Raw genomic sequence first — 25,930 nt, forward strand, 5'->3', positions numbered from 1 at the left:
TAATTATCGAGTTCGCGTTAATTATCATTTTTTAAGGAGTTCGCACCCATTCGACTCCGTTTACTAGAAGCTCACTTCGCTCAGGGCGAACGGATTGCGAATATTTGACTTTCTCATGGTTTAGTTTTGAATTACAAGAATAGTTTCAGAAGAGGTCTAATGAAAATTATTTATAGAGATTATAAATAAATAAAAATGGGAAGATACAGCTGCCAATTTTTCTCGTTGCTTCCTTCCGGACCTGGCGAATTAAAAAATCGCACACTTACCTTCCCAATTTTCTGGTGGAGAGAGAGGGATTCGAACCCTCGATGCACCTTTCGATGCATACAAGATTTCCAATCGTGCGCCTTCAGCCACTCGGCCATCTCTCCACGGTAAATTTCAATTAACCTTTAGAGGTTGTTCTTTTTCTTACAGGAGCTGTTGGTCTTGTTGTCTTTTTTCTTTCTTTAGAAGATTCGTCTTCATCACCGATGATTCCTGCTTGAATTAGCTCTTTTTGAAGATTTTCATCTATTGTTGGAGCTGCTGCAACTTCAACTGCAACTGTTTCTACGGGTGTTGTAGCTTTTTTAGATTTTGCTCGGCTTTCTTCAATTTTGGCTTGATTATTTAGTTCGTATTCTTCATGACCTGCTTTTACTGCTTGGCCAAGATAATTAATGATGACGTCGATTGATTTGGTAGCATCATCATTTGCTGGAATTACAAAATTTATGCCTGCAGGATCTGTGTTTGTATCGATCATAGCAACGACTGGAATTCCAAGGCTTAAAGCTTCCTTAATAGCAGCTCTTTCTTTTTGAGCATCAATTACGACTACTGCGCCTGGTTTGCTTGTTAAATTTAAAATTCCACCAACATTCTTTTCTAAACGTGCGATTTCTTTTTGGATTACGCTGGCTTCTTTTTTGGTAAATCTTGAAGCAGATTTATTTAGAGCATCTCTTAGATGTAATAAGCGAGTAATAGCTTTTTTAATTTCGCTAAAATTGCTTAATGTTCCGCCTACCCATCTGTGTACTACATAAGGCATCTTTAATTCTGCGGCAGTAGATATGATTGTTTTTTGAGCAGCTTTTTTAGTACCTACCCATAGAACTAATTTTCCTTCGCTTGTAACTTGCTTCAAAAAATCAGCAGATCTTTGTAGCAAAATTGCAGTTTTGGAAATATCTATTAAATGAATTTTGTTTTTTGCGCCCCAGATGAAAGGAGCCATTTTTGGAGACCATTTACATGTTTTGTGTCCGAAATGAACACCTGCTTTGAGCAGTTCTTTGATATCGATCATTTTTATCCTTAAATTAGGGTTACACCTGTTATCTCTTGGGCCTTCTTCTTTTTTGAAGTTACCACCCTACAAAAGAGATAAGTTTTTTACTAAAAGTTATTTAATTTTACCAAAAAAGTTAAAGATCACAAGATATTTGTTTATAAGGCTTTTTTATTAAGAAGCATCTTTTTCTAACTGACTTCCAATAACTTCATCTGCATCAATTGTATTTTTATATTTTTCGCCAACCATTTTTGCTACGAATCCCCAAACAAGCGCAAGTGTAATGATAATAGGATACGCAATTGGGCCCTGCGAAACAATGTTGATAGTTGAGCCTGAAAGTTTTGAAAAACTTCTACCCATGGAGTCGATCCATGCTTTTGATTTGTATTTGATATCTTTTACCGTAGGGATATAAAGCATTTCTCTAATAGGCATATTGAAGCCGTAGTTTAAAGCGCGCAAAATTACCATGATGACAAAAAATAGTATAAGTGATGAATTGATAAATAACGCAGCTACAGCTAAACCTATTGTGACTAGTGGCGGTATTAAAAGGCATCGCTTGACACCGAGTAATTTGGGAAGTGTTGTTGTGCCAAAAAGTGCAAACAATAGGCCCAAACCTTGAAATGCTGCTGTGTAATAAAAATTAAAATGAGTCATATCTACTACACGATTGTTTTTGGCAAGTGAAATCAAACAATTCATTCTGTAGTCGAGAACTGCTGAGGTAAGCTCATATCCAAAAACCATGATAAATATTCCGAAAACGTAAGGTTCGGATATCATCAAGGAAATACCTTCCCAGCTACCACGCATGAAATGTTTTGCTTTGTGATACATTTTTTTTGCAAAACAGATTTCTTTGTCTATCAAATGTTCTTCAATTATATCTTGTTTATGTTCTTCTTTGCTTTTTGCTTTTTCAAATTGGTAAGCAGCTTCATATCCATGAAGTTTATATCCAGGGATTTTCTTTTTTAAGAGTAAAATTGTTAGGGCGCCAAGTATAAGAAATATCGAGGTTGTGATTATTAACATGCTGATAGAGTCTGTAGAGTTAAAGTTTTCAGTTTGACCTAGCCAATGTGCTCCGAATAGTGGTGTTAAAACTCCTGCAATATTTGATCCTGTAATTAAAAATCCATATCCTTTTTTTGCAGAGTCAGGGGAGCTTATTGAGTTGGTAAAAGACCAGAACGCGCCGACCACAAATGCTTGGTATTGGTCTAAATAAAAATAAAATGCCCAGCCTAATATTCGACAAGGACTTGTGACGGTATTTGATAATCCATAAACGGGATGCATGAAAAAGTATGCAAATACAAAATTTATAGCTGCGTAAGAAAATAAGAACATTGTTAAAATTTTGTATCGACGTAAGCTGTCTACAAGTTTGGAATAAGCTACTATGCTAATAATTAGAAATGGAATTTCAGCCCATCGTATGTACGGTTGCCAATATTTTCCGACCGTTGCAAAGAAAATTGGATTTTTCAGAGGTTTTAATATTGAAAATGTTCCAATTATAAAAATGTAACAAATTGATAGTAGAGTAGTTTTTAATATTTCGTATCTATTGGTTTGGTACCATAACTTTAGTTTATGTAACATTAGCTTCCTAATTTTTATCAAAGCAGCTTGTAAAGAAAGAGCTTAATAGATTTATATTTTATTTTAAAGCTTCTTTTTCTAAATCGCTTCCAATTACGTCATTAGATTTTATAGTTTTTGCATATTTATTACCTACAAAATTAGCAACTAATCCACATATACCTGCGACTACAATGATAATAGGATATGCAATAGGTCCTTTGGAAACGATATTGACGGTTGAGCCGGTTAATTTTGATAAACTTCTACCCATAGAATCGATCCATGCTTTTGATTTATATTTGATATCTTTTACCGTAGGAATATAAAGCATTTCTCGAATTGGTTGATTGAAGCCATAATTTATAGCTCTTAAGATCACCATGATGATGAAAAATAGGGAAAGCGTTGGATTTATTATTAAAAGAGCTGCAGCGAGTCCTACAATAGTTATAGGTGGAATGAGTAAGCATTTTTTAAGGCCAAGTAATTTTGGGAGAGTTGTCGTGCCGAAAAGGGCGAATAATAAACCCAAACCTTGGAATGCTGCTGTATAATAAAGTTGGTATTGAGACATATCTACAACGCGATTATCTTTTGCTAAGGAAATTAGCAAATTCATTCGATAATCCAATATAGAAGATGTAACTTCGTATCCAAATACTAAAATGAATATTCCAAAAACATAAGGTTCAGATATCATTAAAGATATGCCTTCCCATGTTCCATGCAGAGAGTGTTTGACTTTATGAGCGGTTTTCTTGAAAAAGCCAATTTCTTTTTTGATAGAGAGTTCTTCTTTTTCATCATAAACAAGCTCTAATTTGCTTTTTGTTTTTTCAAATTGATAAGCAGCTTCATATCCATGAAGTTTATAACCAGGGATTTTCTTTTTTAGTATTAAAATTGTCAATGCACCTAAAAATAGCAATATAGAAGTTGCTATGACCATTATTCCTATTGAATCTGTATTATTAAAATTTTCAGATTGTCCTAGCCATTGAGCTCCTAGTAATGGTGTTACTACTCCGGCTACTTTTGATGCTGCTACAACAAATCCGTACTGTTTTTCTGCAGAAGAGGGTGAGCTGATAGAGTGTGTGAACGACCAAAACGCACCAATAACGAATGATTGATATTGGTCTAAGTAAAAATAAAATGCCCAACCTAATATTCTGTAAGGGCTTGTGACTGTGTTTGATAATCCATAAACCGGATGCATAAAGAAATATGCGAATACTAAATTTATAGCTGCAAATGCTAATAAAAATATTGTAAGTATTTTGTATCTTCGCAATTTATCTACCAGCTTGGAGTAAATAATCATACAGATGATTAAAAAAGGTATTTCTACCCATCTTGTAAATGGTTGCCAGTCTTTTCCGACTGTTGTAAAAAATACAGGATTTTTAAATGGTTTTAAAATTGAGAATGTTGCTACGATAAATACGAAGCAAGCACCTAGCAAAGCTGTTTTTAAGATTTCATATTTATTAGCGTTATACCAGGATCTTAGTCTTGATATCATTAACTTCCTTTGGGTTTAAGATTTGTTAACATTGGACACAAACAAAAAATTGAAAAAATTGTATGAAAATAAATTGGTGATAAGACTTTTTTGAAAAAAGTTGAAAACTTATGAAGAAAAAAGCGGTTTTTAATATTTTTATCTTTTTTCGTGTATTCCATCTTTTTCTTTGAATTTTGCGAAAATAACCTAATATTTCAGGGTTTTATTTTAAATGAAGTATAGGGGGGAAAGATAGAAAGTCAATTAGATATGCAAGTTTTCCTTTGATTTAGGCGAAAAGGTGGAGTTTTTGAAAAAATTTTTTATTTTTATTACTCTACTTGCAGTTGAGCTATTTTTTAACTAAGATTTACCTTATAATAGATGCTAATTTGCTAATATTTTAGGCCAAAATCTAATAAATTTTAAATTAAATGGGAGTTTTAAAAAGCATGAATGATAATGCTCAAAAGAAAGCAAAGTTTTTTTCAGTTCTTCCTTTGAAAAATGTTGTTGCTATGCCTAAAAATGTTATGCCTGTAATTGTTGGGCGTGAGGTTTCTATTAAGGCTGTTGAATACGCACTTTCTAAAGACAAAGAAATCTTTGTAACTTCTCAGAAAAATTTTGATACTAAAGTTCCAACTGAAAAAGATATTTTTTATTTTGGAACAAGAGCTATAATTTTACAAGCAACAAAGCTATCAAACGGTACTTTAAAGATTCTTATTGAAGGAGTTTGCCGTTCAAAAATTGCTGAAATTCAAAAATCTGAAGGATTCATAGGTGTTTTAGCAGAAGATGTTGAGTCTATTTATCCAGAAAAAAATTCAGAAACAGAAGCTTTGTGGCGAACTTTACGAGATTTGTTCAAAGAATACGTAGAATTACACGGTAAAATTCCTGCAGAACTTCTTACTATGTTTGAAGAGTTTAGCGATTTAGAGTTTTTGGTTGATACCATTGCAGCTCATTTACCACTTAAGCTGGAAGATAAGCAAGAATTGCTTGAAATGGTTGATGTAAAAGAAAGAAGCGAAAAAGTTATTTCTTTGGTAAAACATGAACTTGAAGTGATTAAAACAGAGCTTAAAATAAAGAAGCGAGTGCAAGATCAGATTGAAAAACATCAAAAAGATTATTATCTAAATGAGCAGATTAGAGCTATACAACATGAATTGGGACGAGATAATGTTCAAGAAGAATTAGAGCAACTGCGCAAAAAAGCTAAAAAATTAAAATTACCAAAAGAAGCTTATGATAAAGTAGATGCAGAGCTTAAGCGTTTAGAGCTTATGCAGCCATCTTCTCCCGAAGCAACTGTAAGTAGAAATTATGTTGATTGGATATTGTCTATCCCTTGGCATGAAGAAAGCAAAGATACAGTAAGTTTGGAAGAGGCAGAAAAAATTTTAGAACAATCTCATGCCGGAATGAAAAAGGCAAAAGAGAGAATTTTAGAATTTATAGCTATCAAAAAATTTGCTAAAAATAATTTGAAACGCTCACCTATTATTTGCCTTTCAGGTCCTCCTGGTGTTGGTAAAACAACTCTTGCAAAAAGTATCGCGCAAGCTTTGGGTAGAGAATTTATTAGAATTTCTCTTGGCGGAATGCGCGACGAGGCTGAAATACGAGGCCATAGAAAAACTTATATCGGGGCAATGCCTGGTAAACTTATTCAATCGATGAAAAAGGCACAAACTATAAATCCTGTTATATTGCTTGATGAAGTAGATAAAATGTCTTCTGATTTCCGAGGAGATCCATCTTCTGCATTACTTGAAGTTTTAGATACAGAAACAAACAGCACATTTGCAGATTATTTCTTGGAAGTAGATTATGATCTTTCAAAAGTTATGTTTATCACAACCGCAAACGTAATGGATAATATTCCTTATCCGCTTCTTGATCGTATGGAGATTATCTCTCTTCCTGGTTATACATCTAGCGAAAAAATGAAGATTGTAAAAGAATTTTTATTTCCTAGAGTTTTGAAAGAACACTCGCTTACTGCAGCGCAAATCGAGATTAGCGATGAAATTTTTAGAAAAATAATAGATGAGTATACAAAAGAGTCAGGTGTAAGGCAGCTTGAACGAGTAATTGCCAAACTTGCTAGAAAATCTATACAAGATTTACTTGAAAATAAAAAACTTAAAAAAGTTAAGGTTGATTTAGATAAAATTGCAAAATGGCTTGGAACTCCAAAATATAAAAAATCAGAAAAAAAGCTTGAAGAGACTGTAGGCCTTGCAACAGGACTTGCATGGACTGAAGTTGGCGGAGAAGTTTTAGAGATAGAAGTTTCTATTTTAAATGGAAAAGGATCACTATCACTGACCGGGCAGCTTGGAGAAGTTATGCAAGAGTCAGCGCAAGCCGCTTTGAGCTATGTAAGATCGCGGGCAAAAGATTTTGGTTTAAAACCAGATTTTTATGCATCAACTGATATTCATATTCACGTTCCTGAAGGTGCCATTCCAAAAGATGGTCCTTCTGCGGGAATAACTATTACAGCCGCTTTGATTTCAGCCCTTACAAAAACTCCGCTTCAAAAAGATGTTGCGATGACCGGTGAAGTAACACTTCGAGGTAGAGTATTGCCTGTTGGCGGTTTGAAAGAAAAACTACTTGCAGCAGTGCGTGTTGGTAGCAAAAAAGCAATAGTTCCAAAAGAAAATCAAGATGAAATTAAGGAATTTGAAAAAGAACTTAACTTAGATAAAGATTTGAATATCATCTATGCAGATGTTATGGATGTGGTTATAGACAATGCATTTGTTAGAAAACCATTTTTAGTGGAAGCTTCTAAAAAAGCTGTTAAAAACTCTTCGAAAAAAACTGCAAAGAAAAAATCTAAAAAATAGGTATATTAAGTTAGATAAAAAAGGTCGCTTTTTAAAGCGGCCTTTTTTGTTTTTTGGGACTTCTTTTGGAGGGACTTTATGTTCAAAAAAATATTAGTAATGGCTTTTGTGGGAACAATTTTTGGTTTTGTTAAAAGTTAACCGGAATTTGTTTAGGCATGCGCGTGACCTTAACGCTGTTTATCAACAGGCGGTTCGCATTAATATTCCAAAACAAAAAGCAAAAACCAAGAAGTTGACGGTTGCTTGGTTGCTTATAATTCCATATCCAGCTTACTGAAGTACATTTAAAAATTATTTATTTATTGCATCGATACTTATTTGATATAAATTAGTGGAAATCTGTTTGTAAGGGTTTAACGAAGTTATATAGTTTTAAATAATTTGGAGAGGAGTTCTATATGTTCAATTTAAAAAAGACAATTTTGGCAGTAACTTTTGCAGGGGTAATATTTATAGGTTCAATTCAAGCAGTTCCACAAGGCGTCGCTGAGCTAGCTCAGCAGCTTGCGGCTAATCATTGTTTTCAGACTTGCGCTGACGATTTAAGTGTTTTAAATTCACCTAATGCTGCACTATGTGAAAATCTGAAGCGTGCCATTCTTTATGCATTTAATTCATCGAAACAATCGGTTTTGCAAAGTTTTAGGACCGATCCTGTCTGGTCGGAAGTAGTAGCTTCTTTGTTAATGAGTTTATTGATTGATTTACCTTTTCTAAGTGATCCAGATATAATTCCATATCCAGCAGATTAATTAAATTTTTAATAAATTGTTAAAAAGGCGTAATTTGAAAATTAAGTTACGCTTTTTTTTGTAAAAAATTCTCATAAAATTATTATCTTTTTTCTATTATGAAATTTAAATTACGAAATCGATCTTTTTTGCTTATTTTTATTTTTAAATTAGGGCATTTGTAAAACTTTGGTTAAAATTTATACTTCTTTTAATGATTATTTTGGTTGATAAAAGAGGATTTTCATAAGTTTATGTCAAAAATGTTAGAAAATAGCACAATAAATCTTTTGGCCGAGAAGAAACAAAAAGCAACTTGTGGTGGTGGAGTTGATAAGTTGCAAGCGCAATCTAGTTTGGGTAAAAAAACAGCTAGAGAACGTATTAATTTGTTTTTGGATGAAAACTCTTTTGAAGAGATCGATCAGTTAGCGACTTCTCCATTCTTAGAAGAAAAATTTTATACCGACGGCGTTATTTGCGGTTTTGGTAAAGTAAATGGACGTAAAGTTGCTGTTTTTTTTCAAGACTTTTCGATCAAAGGTGGCTCGCTTGGCTTTAGACATGCACAAAAGATTTGTAAAATAATGGATTTAGCTGCCAAAATCGGATGTCCGGTTATTGGGGTTTTAGATTCTGGTGGAGCAAGAATCGATGAAGGAATTCATGCACTTGCAGGTTTTGGTGAAATTTTTATGCGCAATAGTAGATTTTCTGGTGTTGTTCCTCAAATTTCTGTAGTTTTAGGTCCTTGTGCTGGTGGTGCAGTTTATTCTCCTGCATTAACAGATTTTATTTTTACTACTGAAAAAATTAGTCAGCTATTTATTACAGGCCCTGATGTTATTCGAAATGTCTTGCATCAAGAGGTTACAAAAGATGATCTTGGTGGAGCGCGAGTTCATGCTGAAAAAACGGGACTTGTTCATTTTTTGACACAAAGTGAAGAAGAGTGCTTTTATAAAGTTAAAAAATTATTGTCATATTTGCCTGATAATTACTTATCGGTAACGGGCTTACATGATTCATATGAAAATTTTAATGACGACCTACAGCAAGTTATAAACTGGGATTTGTTAATTCCTCAAAATCAAAACCAATCTTATGATGTTAAAGCTGTGATTGAAGCTATTTCGGATCGCGATACTTTTTTAGAAGTTCAAGCAGATTTTGCACAAAATATTGTTGTGGGATTTGTAAGAATCGCTGGAAGAGTTGTCGGGATTGTTGCAAATCAAAGTTTAGAAAAAGCAGGAACTCTTGATATCGATGCATCATGCAAAGCTGCAAGATTTATCAAAACCTGTAACAATTTTAATATACCAATTGTTTCTCTTGTTGATGTTCCCGGATTTTTACCAGGCATAGAGCAAGAACATAATGGAATAATTCGTCATGGTGCAAAGTTAATTTATGCTTATGCGGAAGCAACTGTTCCAAAGATTACTGTTATTTTACGCAAGGCTTTCGGTGGTGCATACATTGTGATGGGTAGCAAGCACTTAGGTTCAGATTTCAATTTTTCACTTCCAATGGCACAAATTGCAGTTTTGGGAGCTCAAGGCGCTGTTAACATTTTGCATAAGCGCAAAATAAATTCACTGCAAACAGCGGAAGAAAAGTTTTTAATGGAAAATGAACTTAAAGAAAAATATACAGAAGAATTTTTGAATCCTTACGTTGCTGCTGAATTTGGTTACATAGATGCAATTATAATGCCAAACGAAATTCGAAAAAAATTAATTAGTTCTTTAGAGATTGCTGAAGAAAAAGTTGAGCATTTGCCAAAGAAGAAGCATGGAAATATTCCATTGTAATATTTTCTAACTAATTTCAATTTACTAAATTTATTCTTTTAAATAATATTCAAAACTATAGTGTTTTAAAATATTAAAAAGGATGGTTTTGAATAAAAAAGTTTTATTTCTTTCTATCTTATCTATTGTAGTTATAATTTTTTTAAGTTTTCGGGGAGAAAATGTGAAAAAAAGAGCTTTGTTTATATTAATGCCTCAAGATTTTCAAGATTTAGAATTTTTGGAGCCTTATAAAATTTTAAAAGAAGGTGGAATTGAAATAGATGTTGCTGGTTTAAAGCCAGGAATTGCTAAAGGAATGTTTGGACGTACTTTTGAGCCAAACCTTTTGCTGGATGATTTAAATAATGAAAAATTTGATGTTTACGATGCACTTGTTATTCCAGGTGGTAGTGGTTCTACAGAATTTTTGTGGGAAGATCTAAAGGTTTTAGAAACCATAAAATATTTTCATTCTAAAAACAAAATTGTTGCTGCGATTTGTCATGCTTGCGCTGCGGTTGCAAATTCAAGAATTTTAACAGGTAAAGAGGCAACGGTTTTTCCTAGTGATGAAGCTTTAGATGTTTTCAAAAAAAATGAGGTCAAATTTGTTGATAAAGGTGTAGTTATCTCCCAAAAAGATAAAATAATCACATCACAAGGACCAAAATTTGCAAGAGAATTTGGAAATGCTATCTTAAGCATGCTTAAAAAATAAAATTAAAAAAAATCAGAAAGAAGCTTATGGCTAAAAAATCGATTTCAATTGAAGATATCCGTCCTAAAATTTTACTTTTGGGAATTTATACACCGCAAAATAAATTCAGAGATATGGAAGCATATTTTGAAGAATTTGTAAGTCTTGTTGAAACTCTTGGAGCTGTTTATGATGAAAAATTATTTATAAAATTACGAAATATAGATCCTTCTTATTTTTTAACAACTGGAAAAATAGAAGAAGTGACAGCATTTTGTGAAGAACATAAAATTGATGAAATTATTTGTTCTGAATCATTATCCGCATTGCAGGAACGAAATTTGACCGATGCTTTTGGATGTGTTATTTCAGATCGCGCTCGTTTGATCTTGGAAATATTTAAAAATTCTGCTCATTCAGCTGAAGGTAAAACTCAGGTAGAAATTGCAGAATTGGAATATTTGAAAACGAGAATGTCGGGTCGTGGTATAGATATGGCGCAACAAGCAGGATTTATTGGATCTCGCGGTCCGGGTGAAACGGTAAAAGAAGCTATTCGAAGAACTTATGCAACCAAGATTCGTCAAGCGCAAAAGAGACTGCATATTTTGGAGAAATCTAGAGATGAGCAGAGAAAAAGAAGGCTGCAAAGTAATATTCCATTAGTTTCTTTGATTGGTTATACAAACTCTGGAAAATCCAGCATTCTCAATCGTCTTACAAAATCAAATGTTTTGGTAGAAAATAAGCTTTTTGCAACGCTCGATACAACAACAAAAATTTATTATCCTTCGCCACAAAAAAAGATTTTACTTTCAGATACTGTTGGTTTTATAAGTGAACTTCCTCATCATTTGATAGAATCTTTTAAATCTACTCTTGATGAGTTGAAGTATTCAGATTTATTGCTCATTGTAGTCGATATAAGTAATAATATTTGGAAAGATCAAATAGAAGTTGTCCGAGATACTTTGCATAGTTTAAAAATTGAGAAGCCTTACATTTTTGTTTTTAACAAAATTGATAAGATTGCAAATATTGAAGAGATAAAACCAGATTTAGAAGAGTTTAAACCTTATATTTTGACTTCAGTAAAACCAAAAGATGGTTTAAATGATTTAGTTACTTATCTAAAAGATTTTGAGTTTAAAAAATAAATTTAACATTTTAATTAATAGACTTCTTCTGAAACTGTTTTTATAGTTCGGAACCAAACGTTTTGCCTAACTACATGTTTAATATTTATAAACCGTTCGCCCTGAGTGAAACGAGCTTTTAGCGAGTGCAGTCGAACGGGTGCGAACTTCTTTGAAATTTATTTTATAAGGGCCGTCCGTACCCATTCGACTCCGCCATAAAATGGCTTCGCTCAGGGCGAACGGACAATAATATCAGGTTGCAGAAGAAGTCTAATTAAAAAGGGCTGGAAATATTTCCAGCCCTTTTTAATTTTGATCTGTTAATTTTTACAGAGATTTTAGTTCGGATTCTTTTTTACTGTTTAGTGCATCTGTTTTTTCGATAAATTTATCGGTAATTTTTTGTAGAAGATGAGATAATCTTTCTGCAAAATCTTCAGAAATCAATTTTTCTTTTTCTGCTTCACGAAGGAAGTTATGTGCTTCTTTTCGCACATTTCTGATAGATACTCTGCATTCTTCAGTTTTTTTGCCTAAGACTTTTACCAATTCTTCGCGGCGTTGTGATGAAATCATTGGGAATTGTAATCTAATAAGTTGTCCGTCATTTACAGGAGTAATTCCTATATCGGAAGCTAAAATTGCTTTTTCGATATCTCCGATGATGCTTTTGTCCCAAGGTTGGATTGTGATTAATCGTGCATCAGGAGCGGATAAAGAGGCTATTTCTTTGATGCCCATTAATTGTCCGTAACATTCTACTTTTAGTCCGTCAAATATTGCGGTTGATGCTCGGCCTGTGCGGATAGAGGTAAGTTCTTTATCAAAATGTTTTATCGCTAGGTCCATTGCTTCGTTTACGGAGTTTTCAAAAGTCTTCGAATCTCCTTCAGAAAAGATAATTGGTTTCATAAATTTTCCTTTATTATTTGTTTTAAAAACTTAAAAAAGTGCGACATTTGCAAGTATATCAAGAACGAGATCTATCTCAAGTTTTCTTGTTTATTACTTATTTATATTGTTTTTACAATCAAAGTTTAGTTAAGGTTATTGACGTGAATTAATTGAAATGTGGATGTTATGATTTTTATATTAGACCTATTCTGAGACCTGTTATAAAAAAATCCGTTCGTCCTGAGCGGAGCCACTTTTGTGGCGCAGTCGAACGGGTGCGGACGGAATCTAATATTATTTAAAAAATAAAAATGTAATTATAAAAAACAAAATATTGCTCTTTTAAAAGAGTTCGCACCTGTTCGACTGCGTTAGCCAAAAGCTCACTTCGCTCAAGGCGAACGAACTAAGGAGAAGTTATGATAATTTTACTTTTATTTTCTTTGTTTGCTGGTTTTATAACGGTTTTGTCACCATGCATTTTGCCAATTTTGCCTATTCTGCTTGGATTGGGAGCTGCTGTAGAAAAACGTAGAGCTTGGGGCATAGTCATAGGATTAATTTTAAGTTTTACTTTTTTTTCTTTAACTTTAAAATTCATAGTTTCTTTGACAGGCATTTCTCCTAATGTTTTACGTTATATTGCTTTAGCATTAATAGGTATATTGGGTATTTCAATGTTATTTCCAAGGCTAGAAAAGATATTTGTTATTATTTTTTCTGGATTTAGTCATTTAGGTGAATTGGTTCAGGAGAAATCCAAATTTATTAGGAGTGGATTTATCAGCGGTTTAGTTTTAGGAATAGCTCTTGGATTAATATGGACACCTTGTGCTGGTCCCGTTCTTGCTACTGTAATAGCTATTGTCGCTTCAAGTGTTATTAATCTTAAAATTATTTTGGTTTTACTATTTTATAGTATCGGCTGTGCTATACCTATGTTTTTAATAATGTATGGTGGATCTACGATTTTAAATTCGGTAAGTTTTTTTTCAAGAAATGCAGCAGTTATAAGAAAAATATTTGGCATTTTGATTGTGATAGGATCTGCTATGATTTTTTTTAATTTGGATATTGTGATGCAGCAATCAGTGTCTAAATATTTAAACAGATTTTTTGTTGAAGATAATGGTGTTTTAAAAAAAGAATTAGAACGTTTACAAGATAATGAGAATTTGATCACAGAAATAAAATTGGAGAGTAAAGCTCCAGAGTTAGTCGGAATAAATCATTGGATAAATTCTTCACCGCTTACGCTTGCATCTCTGAAGGGTAAAGTTGTTTTGGTTGATTTTTGGACTTATAGCTGTATTAATTGTGTTCATTCTTTGCCATATCTAAATCAATGGTATGAAAAATATAAGGGCAAGGGTTTTATAATTATAGGCGTTCATACACCTCAATTTGAATATGAAAAAGATGTTAAGAATGTGGAAGCTGCTGTAAAACGTTTCAAAATAACTTATCCTGTAGCCTTAGATAACGATTATAAAACTTGGAATATATACAACAATAGATATTGGCCTTCTCTTTATTTATTGGACAAAAAGGGTGTTGTTAAAAAAATATATTTTGGTGCAGGTGATTATTTGAAAACTGAAAATATGATCCAAAATCTAATTGATATATAAAAGAACTTTTAAATATGCCGAGTTTTAGGATGCTTTTCATTTGCTAATAAGTATTTTAATGTTTGTTCAAATGTGAATTGCAAAATATCTAGCGTTTGATTTTTTGAAGTTAATTTTGTTTTTGAACTTTTTATCATTAGGTCTACAGGTGTTTGTTGTTGCCCATTTGTTATCTGTAACAGATTTTCAAAATCTTTTGAGGATGTGAGTTTCCAAACTCTTATTAAATCTAGAGAATCTAAATTTTTAAAAATTAGATGCATTCTACTATTTCCATTTTTATCTACTGGTTGGGAGTATATTTTAAAATAATCCCTTTTTGCATTTAAGCTTGTTATAAGTGCTAAGGTTAAAATTAAAAATATTTTTTTCATTAAAATTCTTCGTTTTTTTGATTAAAATAACAGAACAAAGAATATCAGCATTCATATTATTTTCAAGCTTTATTGGTGATTTTATTGATTAAAATTTTAATATAAATAAACTTGCGAAAGTTTGTTTATATATTATGAAAGGATGCAGCTATGCAGTTATTTAATTGTAAAAAAAATATCAAAAGTTTAGTTTTTTTGTTGTGTTGTTTTTTCTTGATTGTTCCGGTACATGCTGGATGGCATGATATTGCATCAATAGAAAAGTTAAGAAATTGCGCGCGATTATATAAGCAAGATCAAAAAAGTTGTTCTTTGCCTGTAGCAATAGGATGTATTTATAAAAATGGATGGGATTCTAAAGATCCTTTCGGAGATTCTTGCGGTCCTTTAGTTTCCGAAAAGTTTAATGATGAGATAGAACGTAAAAAGGTAAATGATCGAATAGATGAATTAGTTAAAATGGTTTATGAATTTTTAGATTGGGATGATGCATTAATTAGAAAATTGTATTTAGATTCTGGGAGGAAAGATTGGATGAAGTATTCCTTGGGCAGACTTGGAATATATAGCGATCCGGTAAACAGCGATTTATTTGCAGCTGTTAGGCCGTATAACTATAAAAGCGTGCCGGTTTTAATTGAAAAATGTGCGGATGCATCTTGTAAGCAGCTACCTGGAGGATTCACCTTTTTGCAGAAGGTTCAACCTTGTACAGATTTAGTTTCAATTAAAAACACAATTGAAACTCTTCTTGCAAATGGCGCGAATAAAGAATTATTTGATGAACGCGGTTTTACGCCGCTTATGTGTGCTACTTATTTTTTAAATTTACCCGCGGTTTATATTCTTTTGAAGAATGGTGTTGATGTGTCAAAAAGAAGTTTACGAGGATGTATGACGGCCTTAGATCTTTTGCGTGAAGGCGCATGTCTTACGTCTTTACAAGAGGAGAATGTTAAATTCGCAGCGCGTCTTAGAGAAAGCAATTCACAAGATATATTAGAAAAGCATGTTTTAATGATTGAAAAATTGTTGCGTGGTAAATATACCCCAGAAGAATTTGATGCTTTAGGAAGAGAGTTGTTTGGAGAATAAGAAATAGCTTAATTTTAAGTTAGTAAATTTTAAGGAAATCAATATGCAATTATTTAATTATAAAACAATTTTTTTTAGTGTTGTTTTGTTATGTTGTTTTGCGGATAAAGATTTGAAAGCTTTAAGACCTTTAAATCCTCAAGATATTATACAGATCAGAGAAGCTACCATGGCATGGAAAAATGAACAAAATGTAACTTTGCGTGAAAAAATTTGCATTGCTTTATCACAGACTCTAAATAAGCTTGTGTTTGGTGCTAATCCGCCCAGTTGTGATGAAATAGCGAGTGTTTTGTATGTAGCTTTAGATAGGAATGATGCTTTGATTATGCAACTTTATTGTGAATCTCCAGAGATTTATTGGATGTTTGGTCTTATTTTGAAACTAGGAGTTGATATAAAGACTCCTTTATATTTTAGTTATAAATTTCAGAATGGGGCTTTATTTTGTGCTGCTGGGAACAACAACGCACGAGCGATTGAACATTTATTTGAAAAAGGTGGTATAGATGTTTCAATTAGATCGTGTGATTTACAGGATACAGCTTTACATTATGCTTGTTGTAATCGAGGAAATCTTAGCTATTCGTCTAATAGAGACATTAAGAAATTGATAGAGTTTCTTATTAATAAGGGTGCTGAGATAGAAGCTGTTAGCTCGAAAGGATTTACCCCGTTGTTCGTTGCTGCTTATCAAGTGAATTTGCCGGCGGTAATTATTCTTTTACAGCGTGGTGCAGATAAAAATAAGAAAATGTCTGACGGTAAGACTGTTTTCGAGTTAGTAAATGAAGGTGTAGAAAATTCGAGAATTTCCTTTCCTGCTGGTTATGTTGATAAATTGATAAAATTGTTAAAAGGGGAATATGATGAACATCAAGTGAAAGATTTAATTGAAGAATTGTTTTTTAAAGATTTTAATGAGATGGATCCTTTTGGTTTTTGACCACTAAAAAAGAAGAGGCGACTTTTTAAAGTCGCCTCTTCTTTTTTGTAAATAGTTATTAATTATTTTTTTTGCGTTCGAAAGCTTTGCGGAATTTCTTTCTTAAGCGAATTGCTTTTGGAGTAATCTCTATCAATTCGTCGTCGTTGATCCAATCAAGCGCATTTTCGAGTGTAATAATTCTTGGTGGTGCAAGTAAAACTGCATCGTCTGTTCCTGTTGCTCGCATGTTTGTTAATTTTTTCTTTTTGGTTGGATTTACTTCGAGGTCATTGTCTCTGCTATGTTCACCAACGATCATGCCTTCGTAAACTTCTACTCCTGTTGTAACGAATAAAACACCACGTTCTTGCAATGTATTAAGTGCATAACCTGTAGTTGATCCGTTGTCCATGGAGATTAACGAACCTTTATTTCTTCCGCTGATTTCGCCCATGTAAGGTGCATAACCTGCGAATCTATGTCCCATTAAACCTGTTCCGCGTGTATCCATAATGAATTGGCTTCTAAAACCAATTAAGCCTCGAGCTGGAATTTTGAATTCTAGTTGAATTCGTCCATTTCCAATATTCTCAAGCTGTAGCATTATAGCTTTTCGCATTCCTAAATTTTTAATTATTTCGCCTTGATGTTGTTCTTCAATATCAACTGTTAAATGCTCCATTGGTTCTTGTTTTTGTCCTCCCATGGTATGCATAATTACTTCTGGTGCCGAAACTTCAACTTCAAATCCTTCACGACGCATTGTTTCGATCAAAATTCCAAGATGCAACTGGCCTCGGCCAGAAACTTTGAATGTTTCAGGTGTACTTGTATCTTCGACTTGCAATGCAACGTTTGTTTTGAGTTCTTTTTGTAATCTTTCACGAATTTGGCGAGATGTTAATAAATTTCCTTCTCGACCCGCAAATGGTGAACTGTTAACGGAAACATAAATGGAAAGGGTTGGTTTATCAATTTCAACATAAGGAACTGGCAATGGTTTTTCTGGTAAACAAATTGTTGTTCCAATTGTTAACTCTTCTTCAACTCCAGCTATTGCTACGATATCGCCGAATGTTGCTTCATTAACTTCTTTTCTGTTTATTCCTTCAAACTGATACAGTTTTAAAACTCTTGTAGGTTTGCTTACGTACCCATCTTTACAGCAAATAATTTGTGATCCGAGAGTGATAGTTCCACTTAAAATTTTTCCGATTCCAATTCGACCTAAATAGTCTGAATGGTCTAAATTTGTGATAAGCAATTGTAATGAATCTGCTTTTTCTACAGGTGCTGGAATATGTTCTAAAATAGCGTCAAAAAGTGGGGTTAGTGTGCCTGATGTTGCATTTGGATCGGAAGATGCAAATCCTAATTTTGATGATCCATAAAGTATTGGAAAATCTAAATGAGATGTATCATGTGCAAGTTCTAAGAATAGATCGTGAATTTTTGCTTCAATTCTTGGAACGTCCGCATCTTTTCTATCAATTTTATTTATAAGAACTATTGGTTTGAGATTGAGTTGAAGTGCTTTTTGAAGCACGAAACGTGTTCCTGGAAGTGGACCTTCAGCTGCATCGACTAAAAGTAGAAAACCTTCAACCATTTGAAGTGTTCGTTCAACTTCTCCACCAAAATCCATGTGGCCAGGAGTGTCGACGATATTTATTCTAGTCTTTGAGTTTGGAAGGTATACGGATGTATTTTTTGCTAAGATCGTAATACCACGTTCTTTTTCGATATCACCGCTATCCATCACTCTTGAGCCGGATTCTGCATTCGGTATGAATGTTCCGGATTGTTTTAACATTTCATCGACTAAGGTTGTTTTGCCATGATCGACGTGAGCTATAATTGCGATGTTTCGTAAATCTTTTCTCTGTTTGTTCATTTGAATTCCTACAAAATAAAATTAAAACTAACTTTTTCTCCATTTTTGGCTTAAAAAATGTTTGAAGTTTAAAAGAGCCCCTAAAACAATAAAAATAAGCTAAAAATCTCTTTAAGTAAATTTAAGTATTGCTAAAAGTATCATACTTATTGCGAAAATTCAAATAGAAATCAAAAATATCTAAAAATATTTGAATTTTCGCTAAAATCTAAAAAATGTTGAATTTTACAAATTTTAATAAAAATTTTTGATTAATATAGTGAAAAGGTTAAATTTATGCCGAAATCTCGATTTGTTGCTTGTCTTTAAATTTTGTTCTGTTACTATTAATTAGTTCAATTAGCAATTAAACAATTATTTTATTTCGGAGGCTTAAGAATTTATGAAAAATTTAAAATTATTTATTGGGCTAGTGTTAGCCATATCGTTTTGTTCTGCAAATATAAAAGCAGAAACGGTTATTATTGCAGAGCAGGTTTTGCAAGACGCAATGTCAGAAGTTGTATATAAAAAAACAGTTAATCGAGAAATTATATTAAAAGTAGAGACATTTAGAGATGAACAAGAAATTAAAAGTTATCTTTAGATAAAGCGAATTCTAGATTAATACAAGTTGGCGATCATTATGAGGTGGTTAGTTAAAGTTGATTAATCATTTTTATCAAAAAAAGCCTGAAATAAATGATTTTCTTGTGTTCGATAGGCTTATCTGTTATAAATCTTAATTCTTAACTTTTTAAAAAAAACGAATAAATGGAATTTTTTAGATGAACGAAAAAATAAATTTTCAAAATTTGGGGTTATCGGCCGAAGTTTTAAAAGCAGTTTTAGACTTGGGGTTCGAAGAAACAACTCCTATTCAGTCACAATCTATCCCACATGTTTTAGCAGGACATGATTTTATTGGTCAGGCTATTACCGGATCTGGTAAAACTGCCGCTTTTGGTTTGCCAATAGCAGATATGGTTGTAGCTAATGTGAAATCACCGCAGGCATTGGTTTTGTGTCCAACAAGAGAACTTGCAATACAAATTTCAGTAGAATTTGCTAAGTTTTTAAAGTACAAAGCTGGTGTAAAGGTTCTACCAATTTATGGTGGACAATCAATTGAAAAACAATTTAAAGATTTGAGATCTGGACCACAAATTATAATTGGTACTCCAGGTCGAGTAATTGATCACTTACACAGAAAAAGTCTTGATTTTAGCTTAATCAAAATGGTTGTTTTGGATGAAGCTGATGAAATGTTAAAGATGGGCTTTAGAGAAGACTTAGAAGAAATTTTACAAAAAATACCAACTGCACGTCAAACAGTGCTGTTTTCAGCAACTATGCCACATGCAATATTGCAACTTGCTCAAAAATATCAGAAAAAAGATGTAAAAATTGTAAAAATTACTCATGAAAAATTAACTGCTCCTGATGTTGAACAATTTTATTTTGAAATAAATCACAAAGATAAAATAGAGCTTCTTTCTCGACTTATCGATCTTTATAATCCTAAACGCTCAATTGTTTTTTGTAATACAAAAAACAAGGTTGACGATGTAGCTGTTGCTATGCGTGCTAGAGGATATAAAGTTGATGGTATTCATGGAGATCTAAATCAGTCGCAGAGAGATCGGGTAATGGCTCGATTTAGAAGTTTTAATGTAGACGTTCTTATTGCAACTGGAGTTGCTGCTCGAGGGCTTGATATTCCAAGCGTAGAGGCTGTTTTTAACTATGATATACCACAAGATGAAGAGTCTTACGTACATAGAATAGGAAGAACTGGTAGAGCTGGAAAATCAGGACGAGCTTTCAGTTTTGTAGGTGAACGAGAACATTACGAATTGCGTGATATTGTTCGTTATACAAAAGCAAAAATTACACAGTTACCTCTTCCAACTTTAAAACAGATCCAACAGATCAAAGAAAGTAAAGTATTAGAAGATGTTAAGGCTGTTTTGACTCAAGGACATCTTGAAGGCCAAGCTGAACTTGTGGAAATCTTGAATAGAGAAAATTTCTCAATTGAATTGATAGCCGCAGCTTTACTTAAAATGTTACAAGAAAAAGAGCTTAAATATAAAAAAGTTGCCACTAAAGATACTTTTGAAAATTACTCAGACAATAGACGATCTATCGATTTCGACGGAGATAGAGATGGTCGCCGAAATGATAATAGAAGAAGAGATTATAGAGGCGGAGGAAGCCGTGGCCGAAGCAATGGCGGTAAATTCCCTCGTAGATCATCTGGTGGTCATTCAGACAGCAGAGGCCAAGGTTACAGCTCTGGAAGAAATAGCAAATAAATAAAATAAATTATTTATGAAATTAAACTGCCGCAGGAAGAGTCTTTTAAGGCTTTTTCGAGGCAGTTTTTTTGTGCGAAATTTAAAACTCTGATTTTCAATTTATTTTGTTTTGCAAAAACGATAGCCGTTTGGTCTAAAACCAAAAGATTTTTTTTGAGAAATTCATCATATGAGATCGATTTGATTAATTTAGCATTTTTATGTTTTATAGGGTCTTTGTCAAAAATTCCATCAACTTTTGTTAATTTCCACATTTCATCTGCTTCGATCTGAAGCGAGCGTATTACTCCATTGGTATCGGTCGAGAAACCAGGATTTCCTGTTCCGCCTGCAAATATGATGATTTTATTTGCTTTAAAAGCATCGTTAATTTTTTGCTGGCTTATTTGATCTGTGTACTGAGGACAGGTAATTGTGCTTAAAATGGTAGATTCAATATTGTTTTGATTTAGTAAATCTTGCAATATTTTACTATTCAAAATAGTTGCAAGCATTCCGATTTCATCTCCGACGCAACGTGAGAGCCCAAGTTCTTTTCCTTGAATTGGTCCTCTGAAAAGGTTGCCAGCGCCAATGACAATGGCAAAGGAGCAATTTTTTTGAAGCTTTTTAATTTGGTTAATTAGTTCAATGTGAGGTTTATTGGTTGAACCTTGTGAAAATATTTCACCGCTTACTTTTAGAAGAATTTTTTTCTTATTTTTCATTTATAGAACTCCTTTTTTAAGTAAAAGAAAAACCCACCGGAAATGGTGGGTTTTGTTATTTAGCCGATTTGATATCTTGCGAATTTTTTGATTTTGATGCTTTCACCAATTTTTGCAATTAAATCGTTTAATAAATCTTGAATTGAGATTTTGTCATTCTTGATGAATTTCTGCTTTAGTAAGCATGAAGTTTCATAGAATTTTTCAAGTTTACTTTCTGCAATTTTGTTAATCAAATTTTCTGGTTTGCCAGCTTGTTTTAGTTGTTCGCGAATTATTTCTAATTCTTTTTCGATTAAAGAGTTATCAACTTCTTCTGGAGAAATGCTGATTGGGTTAGCAGCTGCGATTTGCATGCAAACATCTTTTGCAAAAGCATGCATGCTTTCTGTATTTGCTGCAAAATCTGTTTCACAGCTAATTTCTAGTAAAACCCCAACTTTTGCTCCAGGGTGGATGTAAGCATGTATAAGACCGTTTTTGGCTTCATTGCCAGATCTTTTTGCTGCGACAGCGGCGCCTTTTTTTCTTAAGAATTCAATTGCTTTTTCAATGTCGCCTTTTGATTCGATGAGTGCTTTTTTGCAATCCATCATTCCAACGCCAGTTTTCTCTCTGAGTTGTTGAATGAGTTCCGTGGTAATTTCAGCCATTTTTGACTCCTGTTATGGTAAAAAATCGATTTAATACTTTGTTAATTAAATTTTTCTTCAAATTAATAAAGAATCAGTGTAACTTTTAGTTTGCCAAAAACGGTTGATTTTACAAGAAATTGAATCAAATTTTGACAAAAAACGTATGAAAAATTACCCTAAATAAGCTTTTTTAAAATATAGTGTAAATTTTTAAACAGTATTTTCAAAGAAAAACTTTATTATATAACAAAAATTAGGAGTTACTATGCCAGTACCAAAACGTAAGGTGTCCAAATCAAGAAGAGATAAAAGATCTGCAAATAAGAAAATAGCTGTTAAAGCAGTTTGCGTATGTTTAACATGCCAAGCTCCAATATCTTCACATCAAGTTTGCTCCGAATGTGGTTATTACAAAGGCAAAAAAATAATTCAAACAAAAACAGATAGAATGTACAAACGTGGTGAATCAAGAAGAGCAAAAGAAGCTGTAGTTGCAAAGCATAATCCTGCAGAGGAAACTTTCGAAAAACAACAATAAATAGTTTAACATGATAGCCATTGATGTTATGGGGGGAGATTTTGCGCCTTTTGCAATTTTAGAAGGTGCAATAAAATCTGCTCAAAGCGGAATACCTATTCTACTTGTTGGTCCAAAAGATTTAATTTTGGATTATTTAATTTCATTACCTTGCGATTGGAAATCTTTGCCACTTGAAATCGAAGATTCTCATCAAATGATTGAGATGGGCGAGGAGCCTGTTAAGGCAGTTTTAAGTAAAAAGCAATCTTCTTTGGTTTTAGCTGTAAATTCTGTAAAGGTAGGGAAAAGTAGAGCTGTTTTATCAGCGGGTAATTCAGGAGCATTAATGGCTGCGGCTACTTTTATTTTAGGACGAGTTGAAGGTATAGATCGTGCGCCGATAGCAGGTTTTCTTCCCGGATTAAAAGGAGGGGTTTTATGTTTAGATCTTGGTGCCAATACTGAGTGTAAGCCGACGTCTCTGGAAAAATTTGCCGAACTCGGAAGTAAGTATCTTCAAACATCTTTAAATATTAAAAATCCCAAAATTGGGTTGCTTTCAAACGGATCAGAAAATGGTAAAGGATCCGCTTTGGTCAAAGAAGCTTTTAAGCTGTTAGAAAAATCAAACTTAAATTTCATAGGAAATGTTGAACCTAAAGATATTATTGAGAACAAAGCGGATATAGTTGTTTGTGATGGATTTTCAGGAAATGTTTTGCTTAAGTCGTTTGAAGCTATGACTTTTATGTTTAGAGAAATGTTTGCTTTGCAATTAGCAAAAGAGAATGATCCTGCTAAAAAAATTGTGATTGATAATTGGGGAAAATCTTTTTGGGAAAATGTAGCGAGTTTGGCAGATTGGACAAAACAGGGCGGAGGATTGCTGCTAGGGGTTAACGGGACGGTTGTTGTTGCTCATGGCTGCTCAAACGCGATTGCTATCGAAAATGCAATAAATCTTGCATGGAGCGCATCGAATAAAAAATAGAAATTGTTTTATGATTTTAAAAACTTTTTTAGGAGAGGTTTATGAATAATTTTGAATCATTTGTAGTAACAATTAAGCATTATGTGTTGAAGCAAAAGAAAAGCTTATTAATATCGGTAGCAAGTATATTTTTGCTTGTTTTGATATTTGGTTCTTATAAATTTTATAGAAATAATGTTGAAGAGCGTGCATATGCGTCATTTGCAAATTGCATGAAATATTATGATGCAGAAGTACAGCAAGCAGACAAGAAAGAAAATTTAGGATTTAGAGAAATCGATCCATTTCATACTCAAGAAGAGAAATGGAATAAAGTTGTAGAAGTTTTTCAAAAAGGATTTGATGAAAACAAATCATCATCAATCGCACCTATGTTTTTAGTTTTCAAAGCTGATGCTATGCAAAATCTTGGAAAATCAAGCGAAGCTTTAGAGTTAATTAAAAACGCTACAAAAATGATTAAAGAATCATCATTGCGTGATTCATATAGTTTGAAGCTTGCATTAATGCAAATTGATAGCAATGATGAAGCTCAAAAAACTGAAGGTTTAGCTCTTTTAAAAAGTTTGGCAGAAAAATCCAAAAGCCCTGTAAATGATATAGCTTTGTATAGGTTGGGTGAATATTTTTGGATTTTAAAAGATTATAGTTCTGCACAAAATTATTGGAACATTCTGGTAGTAGAGCATGGTAAAAAGCAAGAAGCTGTATCTTATTGGGCTAATTTAGCAAAAGAAAAATTAAAATTAATTTCAAACATTGATGAAACATCACAAAAAGATGAAAATTTAAAAGTGGCTAAAGCACAAGTTCCTCAATCGTCCAAAGATGATGCAGAGAGTGAAGAGAGTTAAAATTTTCTAAGGAAAAAAGGATTACAAATGGTTTCGTCAGATATCAGAGTCAGGTTTGCGCCTTCACCAACCGGTAATTTGCATGTCGGTGGAGCGAGAGTTGCGATTTTTAACTATCTTTTTGCTAAAAATTTGGGCGGAAAATATTTATTAAGAATAGAAGATACGGACGTTGCAAGATCAAAAAAAGAATATGTAACATCTATTCTTGATTCGCTAAAATGGCTTGGATTGGAATCTGACGAACCCATTGTTTATCAACTTTCAAGAATAGAAGATCATAAAAAAGCTGTGCAATATTTGCTCGATAAAGGGTTAGCATATCCGTGCTTTTGTGAGCCGCAAAGTTATGAAGACAAAATGGAAAGTGGACATACATCAGGAAGATATGAAGGTACTTGCAGAGATAAAAAATATACAGCAGAAGATTTGAAAAAACCTCATGCAATAAGATTAAAAGCTCCACAAGGAGAAGGTTTTATAAAATTTCATGATTTGGTTCGCGGTGATATTTCATTTGATTACAATCAGATTGATGATTTTGTTCTCATTCGTCGAGACGGTATTCCAACTTACAATTTTGTTGTCGTTATAGATGATATTTTTATGAAAATATCGCATGTGATTCGTGGTGAAGATCATATCTCAAATACACCCAAACAAATTTTACTTTATGAAGCGTTAGGTGCAAAAATTCCACAGTTTGCACATTTGCCGATGATTTTAGGTGCAAGTGGTAAACCTTTAAGTAAGCGCGATGCTGCAACATCTGTTACCGATTATCGTGATGCGGGAATAATGCCAGAAGCATTATTTAATTTTTTAGTAAGACTTGGTTGGGCGCATGGCGATCAAGAAGTTTTTACAAAAGAAGAGATGATAAAATATTTTACTCTTGAAAAGGTTGGCAAAAAGGGTGCAGTTTTCGATCTGAAAAAGCTTAGTTGGATTAGTGGCGTGTATATTCGTGCAACTTCTGAACAAGAATTGTTAGCACAATATGAAAATTTTGAAGGTAATTATCAGCAGCAAATAAAACAACTTTGGACAGATGAGCAATTAAAGAGTTTGTTATTTTTGCACAAAGAGCGTGCGACAAATTTAGTAGAAATAGCAACTGCAATTATAGAGCTAGCATCTGATCCTAAAAGTTTAGATCTTAGTTTGATTTCTAAATGGCTTACATCTGATAGTGCAAAATTGATTGAAACTTTCATTGAAAAAAGTGAAAAAGATTCTACGTTTGATCACCATTCTTTGCTTTCTCTTGCTAATGAAATTTGTAATTTGTTAAATGTAAAGCTTGTAAATTTAGCTCAGCCATTACGTCTTGCAATTGTCGGTAAAGTTCAAAGCCCAGGAATTTTTGAATTGATGGCAATTTTGGGTAAAGATAGATCTATCAAGCGAATTAAATTTTTATGGCAGCAAATTTTAAATTTGAAAATAGTCGAAAATTAAAAAATTTTTAAATTAAGGT

Annotated in this window: 22 protein-coding genes, 1 tRNA gene and 1 other RNA gene; 14 read left to right on the forward strand and 10 right to left on the reverse strand. The window is 33.0% G+C overall.

Annotation, left to right across the window (positions count from 1 at the left end):
• Positions 1 to 190: 190 nt before the first annotated feature.
• The 5 genes from ffs to DEA20_02800 form a co-directional block, all read right to left on the reverse strand.
• Positions 191 to 279, reverse strand: an RNA gene (ffs, locus tag DEA20_02780) — signal recognition particle sRNA small type.
• A gap of 3 nt (positions 280 to 282) precedes the next feature.
• Positions 283 to 374, reverse strand: a tRNA-Ser gene (locus DEA20_02785).
• A 14-nt stretch (positions 375 to 388) separates the two neighbouring features.
• Positions 389 to 1,297 carry a 30S ribosomal protein S2 gene (gene rpsB / locus DEA20_02790; protein HBS48095.1) on the reverse strand — a complete coding sequence of 303 codons (909 nt, stop codon included), beginning with the start codon at positions 1,295 to 1,297 and terminating at the stop codon, positions 389 to 391.
• A 156-nt stretch (positions 1,298 to 1,453) separates the two neighbouring features.
• Complete coding sequence (locus DEA20_02795) at positions 1,454 to 2,899, reverse strand: hypothetical protein (protein HBS48096.1); 1,446 nt, start codon at positions 2,897 to 2,899, stop codon at positions 1,454 to 1,456.
• A gap of 58 nt (positions 2,900 to 2,957) precedes the next feature.
• Entirely contained in the window at positions 2,958 to 4,406 is a 1,449-nt protein-coding gene (locus DEA20_02800; protein ID HBS48097.1) for a hypothetical protein, read from the reverse strand.
• Between the two features lie 434 nt (positions 4,407 to 4,840).
• On the opposite strand from DEA20_02800, the gene lon reads away from it, so the two are divergent.
• The 5 genes from lon (at position 4,841) to hflX (ending at position 11,645) form a co-directional block, all read left to right on the forward strand.
• Positions 4,841 to 7,258, forward strand: a complete 2,418-nt coding sequence (gene lon, locus DEA20_02805; protein HBS48098.1) for an endopeptidase La — start codon at positions 4,841 to 4,843, stop codon at positions 7,256 to 7,258.
• A gap of 401 nt (positions 7,259 to 7,659) precedes the next feature.
• Positions 7,660 to 8,013, forward strand: coding sequence for a hypothetical protein (locus DEA20_02810; protein HBS48099.1), 354 nt, complete (start codon positions 7,660 to 7,662; stop codon positions 8,011 to 8,013).
• A 242-nt stretch (positions 8,014 to 8,255) separates the two neighbouring features.
• Positions 8,256 to 9,809 (forward strand): methylmalonyl-CoA carboxyltransferase, encoded by a 1,554-nt coding sequence (locus DEA20_02815; GenBank protein ID HBS48100.1) that lies wholly within the window; start codon positions 8,256 to 8,258, stop codon positions 9,807 to 9,809.
• An 82-nt stretch (positions 9,810 to 9,891) separates the two neighbouring features.
• Positions 9,892 to 10,509, forward strand: coding sequence for a hypothetical protein (locus DEA20_02820; GenBank protein ID HBS48101.1), 618 nt, complete (start codon positions 9,892 to 9,894; stop codon positions 10,507 to 10,509).
• A gap of 26 nt (positions 10,510 to 10,535) precedes the next feature.
• A complete protein-coding gene (gene hflX / locus DEA20_02825; protein HBS48102.1) occupies positions 10,536 to 11,645 on the forward strand; it encodes a GTPase HflX in 1,110 nt (369 codons plus the stop codon).
• 309 nt (positions 11,646 to 11,954) lie between these two features.
• Here hflX and DEA20_02830 read toward each other — a convergent pair whose 3' ends face one another.
• A complete protein-coding gene (locus DEA20_02830) occupies positions 11,955 to 12,539 on the reverse strand; it encodes a ribosome recycling factor (protein HBS48103.1) in 585 nt (194 codons plus the stop codon).
• Positions 12,540 to 12,940: 401 nt separating this feature from the next.
• Here DEA20_02830 and DEA20_02835 point away from each other — a divergent pair, with 401 nt between their 5' ends.
• The gene (locus DEA20_02835) at positions 12,941 to 14,152 is read left to right on the forward strand and encodes a cytochrome C biogenesis protein (GenBank protein HBS48104.1); all 1,212 of its coding nucleotides are present in this window, start codon (positions 12,941 to 12,943) and stop codon (positions 14,150 to 14,152) included.
• An 8-nt stretch (positions 14,153 to 14,160) separates the two neighbouring features.
• Here the strand turns inward: DEA20_02835 and DEA20_02840 are convergent, their stop codons facing one another.
• On the reverse strand, positions 14,161 to 14,526 hold the full coding sequence (locus tag DEA20_02840) for a hypothetical protein (protein ID HBS48105.1): 366 nt from the start codon (positions 14,524 to 14,526) through the stop codon (positions 14,161 to 14,163).
• A 150-nt stretch (positions 14,527 to 14,676) separates the two neighbouring features.
• On the opposite strand from DEA20_02840, the gene DEA20_02845 reads away from it, so the two are divergent.
• Together DEA20_02845 and DEA20_02850 are read left to right on the forward strand one after the other, a co-directional pair.
• Positions 14,677 to 15,621, forward strand: coding sequence for a hypothetical protein (locus DEA20_02845; protein HBS48106.1), 945 nt, complete (start codon positions 14,677 to 14,679; stop codon positions 15,619 to 15,621).
• A 43-nt stretch (positions 15,622 to 15,664) separates the two neighbouring features.
• Positions 15,665 to 16,567 carry a hypothetical protein gene (locus DEA20_02850; GenBank protein ID HBS48107.1) on the forward strand — a complete coding sequence of 301 codons (903 nt, stop codon included), beginning with the start codon at positions 15,665 to 15,667 and terminating at the stop codon, positions 16,565 to 16,567.
• A 58-nt stretch (positions 16,568 to 16,625) separates the two neighbouring features.
• Here the strand turns inward: DEA20_02850 and typA are convergent, their stop codons facing one another.
• Positions 16,626 to 18,443: a translational GTPase TypA gene (gene typA, locus DEA20_02855; protein ID HBS48108.1), complete on the reverse strand. Its 1,818-nt coding sequence runs from the start codon at positions 18,441 to 18,443 to the stop codon at positions 16,626 to 16,628.
• Between the two features lie 382 nt (positions 18,444 to 18,825).
• On the opposite strand from typA, the gene DEA20_02860 reads away from it, so the two are divergent.
• Both DEA20_02860 and DEA20_02865 read left to right on the forward strand, forming a co-directional pair.
• Positions 18,826 to 19,029, forward strand: coding sequence for a hypothetical protein (locus DEA20_02860; protein ID HBS48109.1), 204 nt, complete (start codon positions 18,826 to 18,828; stop codon positions 19,027 to 19,029).
• Positions 19,030 to 19,210: 181 nt separating this feature from the next.
• Positions 19,211 to 20,740: an ATP-dependent RNA helicase gene (locus DEA20_02865; GenBank protein ID HBS48110.1), complete on the forward strand. Its 1,530-nt coding sequence runs from the start codon at positions 19,211 to 19,213 to the stop codon at positions 20,738 to 20,740.
• A gap of 14 nt (positions 20,741 to 20,754) precedes the next feature.
• Here DEA20_02865 and pyrH read toward each other — a convergent pair whose 3' ends face one another.
• Positions 20,755 to 21,450, reverse strand: coding sequence for a UMP kinase (gene pyrH, locus DEA20_02870; GenBank protein ID HBS48111.1), 696 nt, complete (start codon positions 21,448 to 21,450; stop codon positions 20,755 to 20,757).
• Positions 21,451 to 21,509: 59 nt separating this feature from the next.
• Positions 21,510 to 22,103 carry a translation elongation factor Ts gene (tsf, locus tag DEA20_02875; protein ID HBS48112.1) on the reverse strand — a complete coding sequence of 198 codons (594 nt, stop codon included), beginning with the start codon at positions 22,101 to 22,103 and terminating at the stop codon, positions 21,510 to 21,512.
• A gap of 247 nt (positions 22,104 to 22,350) precedes the next feature.
• Between tsf and DEA20_02880 the strand changes: the two genes are divergently transcribed.
• From DEA20_02880 to DEA20_02895, 4 genes are read left to right on the forward strand one after another with little or no spacing between them, the layout of a single operon-like run.
• Positions 22,351 to 22,623 carry a 50S ribosomal protein L32 gene (locus DEA20_02880; GenBank protein HBS48113.1) on the forward strand — a complete coding sequence of 91 codons (273 nt, stop codon included), beginning with the start codon at positions 22,351 to 22,353 and terminating at the stop codon, positions 22,621 to 22,623.
• Positions 22,624 to 22,633: 10 nt separating this feature from the next.
• Positions 22,634 to 23,596: a phosphate acyltransferase PlsX gene (locus tag DEA20_02885; protein ID HBS48114.1), complete on the forward strand. Its 963-nt coding sequence runs from the start codon at positions 22,634 to 22,636 to the stop codon at positions 23,594 to 23,596.
• Positions 23,597 to 23,637: 41 nt separating this feature from the next.
• Complete coding sequence (locus tag DEA20_02890; protein ID HBS48115.1) at positions 23,638 to 24,450, forward strand: hypothetical protein; 813 nt, start codon at positions 23,638 to 23,640, stop codon at positions 24,448 to 24,450.
• Positions 24,451 to 24,477: 27 nt separating this feature from the next.
• Positions 24,478 to 25,911 (forward strand): glutamate--tRNA ligase, encoded by a 1,434-nt coding sequence (locus tag DEA20_02895; protein ID HBS48116.1) that lies wholly within the window; start codon positions 24,478 to 24,480, stop codon positions 25,909 to 25,911.
• Positions 25,912 to 25,930: the final 19 nt, after the last annotated feature.

The sequence above is a fragment of the Candidatus Dependentiae bacterium genome, from assembly GCA_003511165.1.
Taxonomy (GTDB): Bacteria; Babelota; Babeliae; order Babelales; family UBA12411; genus UBA12411.

Coding starts and splice junctions, on each gene's coding strand:
- rpsB (HBS48095.1), bottom strand. CDS start 1,297: ATGATCGATATCAAAGAACTGCTCAAAGCAGGTGTTCATTTCGGACAC.
- DEA20_02795 (HBS48096.1), bottom strand. CDS start 2,899: ATGTTACATAAACTAAAGTTATGGTACCAAACCAATAGATACGAAATA.
- DEA20_02800 (HBS48097.1), bottom strand. CDS start 4,406: ATGATATCAAGACTAAGATCCTGGTATAACGCTAATAAATATGAAATC.
- lon (HBS48098.1), top strand. CDS start 4,841: ATGAATGATAATGCTCAAAAGAAAGCAAAGTTTTTTTCAGTTCTTCCT.
- DEA20_02810 (HBS48099.1), top strand. CDS start 7,660: ATGTTCAATTTAAAAAAGACAATTTTGGCAGTAACTTTTGCAGGGGTA.
- DEA20_02815 (HBS48100.1), top strand. CDS start 8,256: ATGTTAGAAAATAGCACAATAAATCTTTTGGCCGAGAAGAAACAAAAA.
- DEA20_02820 (HBS48101.1), top strand. CDS start 9,892: ATGGTTTTGAATAAAAAAGTTTTATTTCTTTCTATCTTATCTATTGTA.
- hflX (HBS48102.1), top strand. CDS start 10,536: ATGGCTAAAAAATCGATTTCAATTGAAGATATCCGTCCTAAAATTTTA.
- DEA20_02830 (HBS48103.1), bottom strand. CDS start 12,539: ATGAAACCAATTATCTTTTCTGAAGGAGATTCGAAGACTTTTGAAAAC.
- DEA20_02835 (HBS48104.1), top strand. CDS start 12,941: ATGATAATTTTACTTTTATTTTCTTTGTTTGCTGGTTTTATAACGGTT.
- DEA20_02840 (HBS48105.1), bottom strand. CDS start 14,526: ATGAAAAAAATATTTTTAATTTTAACCTTAGCACTTATAACAAGCTTA.
- DEA20_02845 (HBS48106.1), top strand. CDS start 14,677: ATGCAGTTATTTAATTGTAAAAAAAATATCAAAAGTTTAGTTTTTTTG.
- DEA20_02850 (HBS48107.1), top strand. CDS start 15,665: ATGCAATTATTTAATTATAAAACAATTTTTTTTAGTGTTGTTTTGTTA.
- typA (HBS48108.1), bottom strand. CDS start 18,443: ATGAACAAACAGAGAAAAGATTTACGAAACATCGCAATTATAGCTCAC.
- DEA20_02860 (HBS48109.1), top strand. CDS start 18,826: ATGAAAAATTTAAAATTATTTATTGGGCTAGTGTTAGCCATATCGTTT.
- DEA20_02865 (HBS48110.1), top strand. CDS start 19,211: ATGAACGAAAAAATAAATTTTCAAAATTTGGGGTTATCGGCCGAAGTT.
- pyrH (HBS48111.1), bottom strand. CDS start 21,450: ATGAAAAATAAGAAAAAAATTCTTCTAAAAGTAAGCGGTGAAATATTT.
- tsf (HBS48112.1), bottom strand. CDS start 22,103: ATGGCTGAAATTACCACGGAACTCATTCAACAACTCAGAGAGAAAACT.
- DEA20_02880 (HBS48113.1), top strand. CDS start 22,351: ATGCCAGTACCAAAACGTAAGGTGTCCAAATCAAGAAGAGATAAAAGA.
- DEA20_02885 (HBS48114.1), top strand. CDS start 22,634: ATGATAGCCATTGATGTTATGGGGGGAGATTTTGCGCCTTTTGCAATT.
- DEA20_02890 (HBS48115.1), top strand. CDS start 23,638: ATGAATAATTTTGAATCATTTGTAGTAACAATTAAGCATTATGTGTTG.
- DEA20_02895 (HBS48116.1), top strand. CDS start 24,478: ATGGTTTCGTCAGATATCAGAGTCAGGTTTGCGCCTTCACCAACCGGT.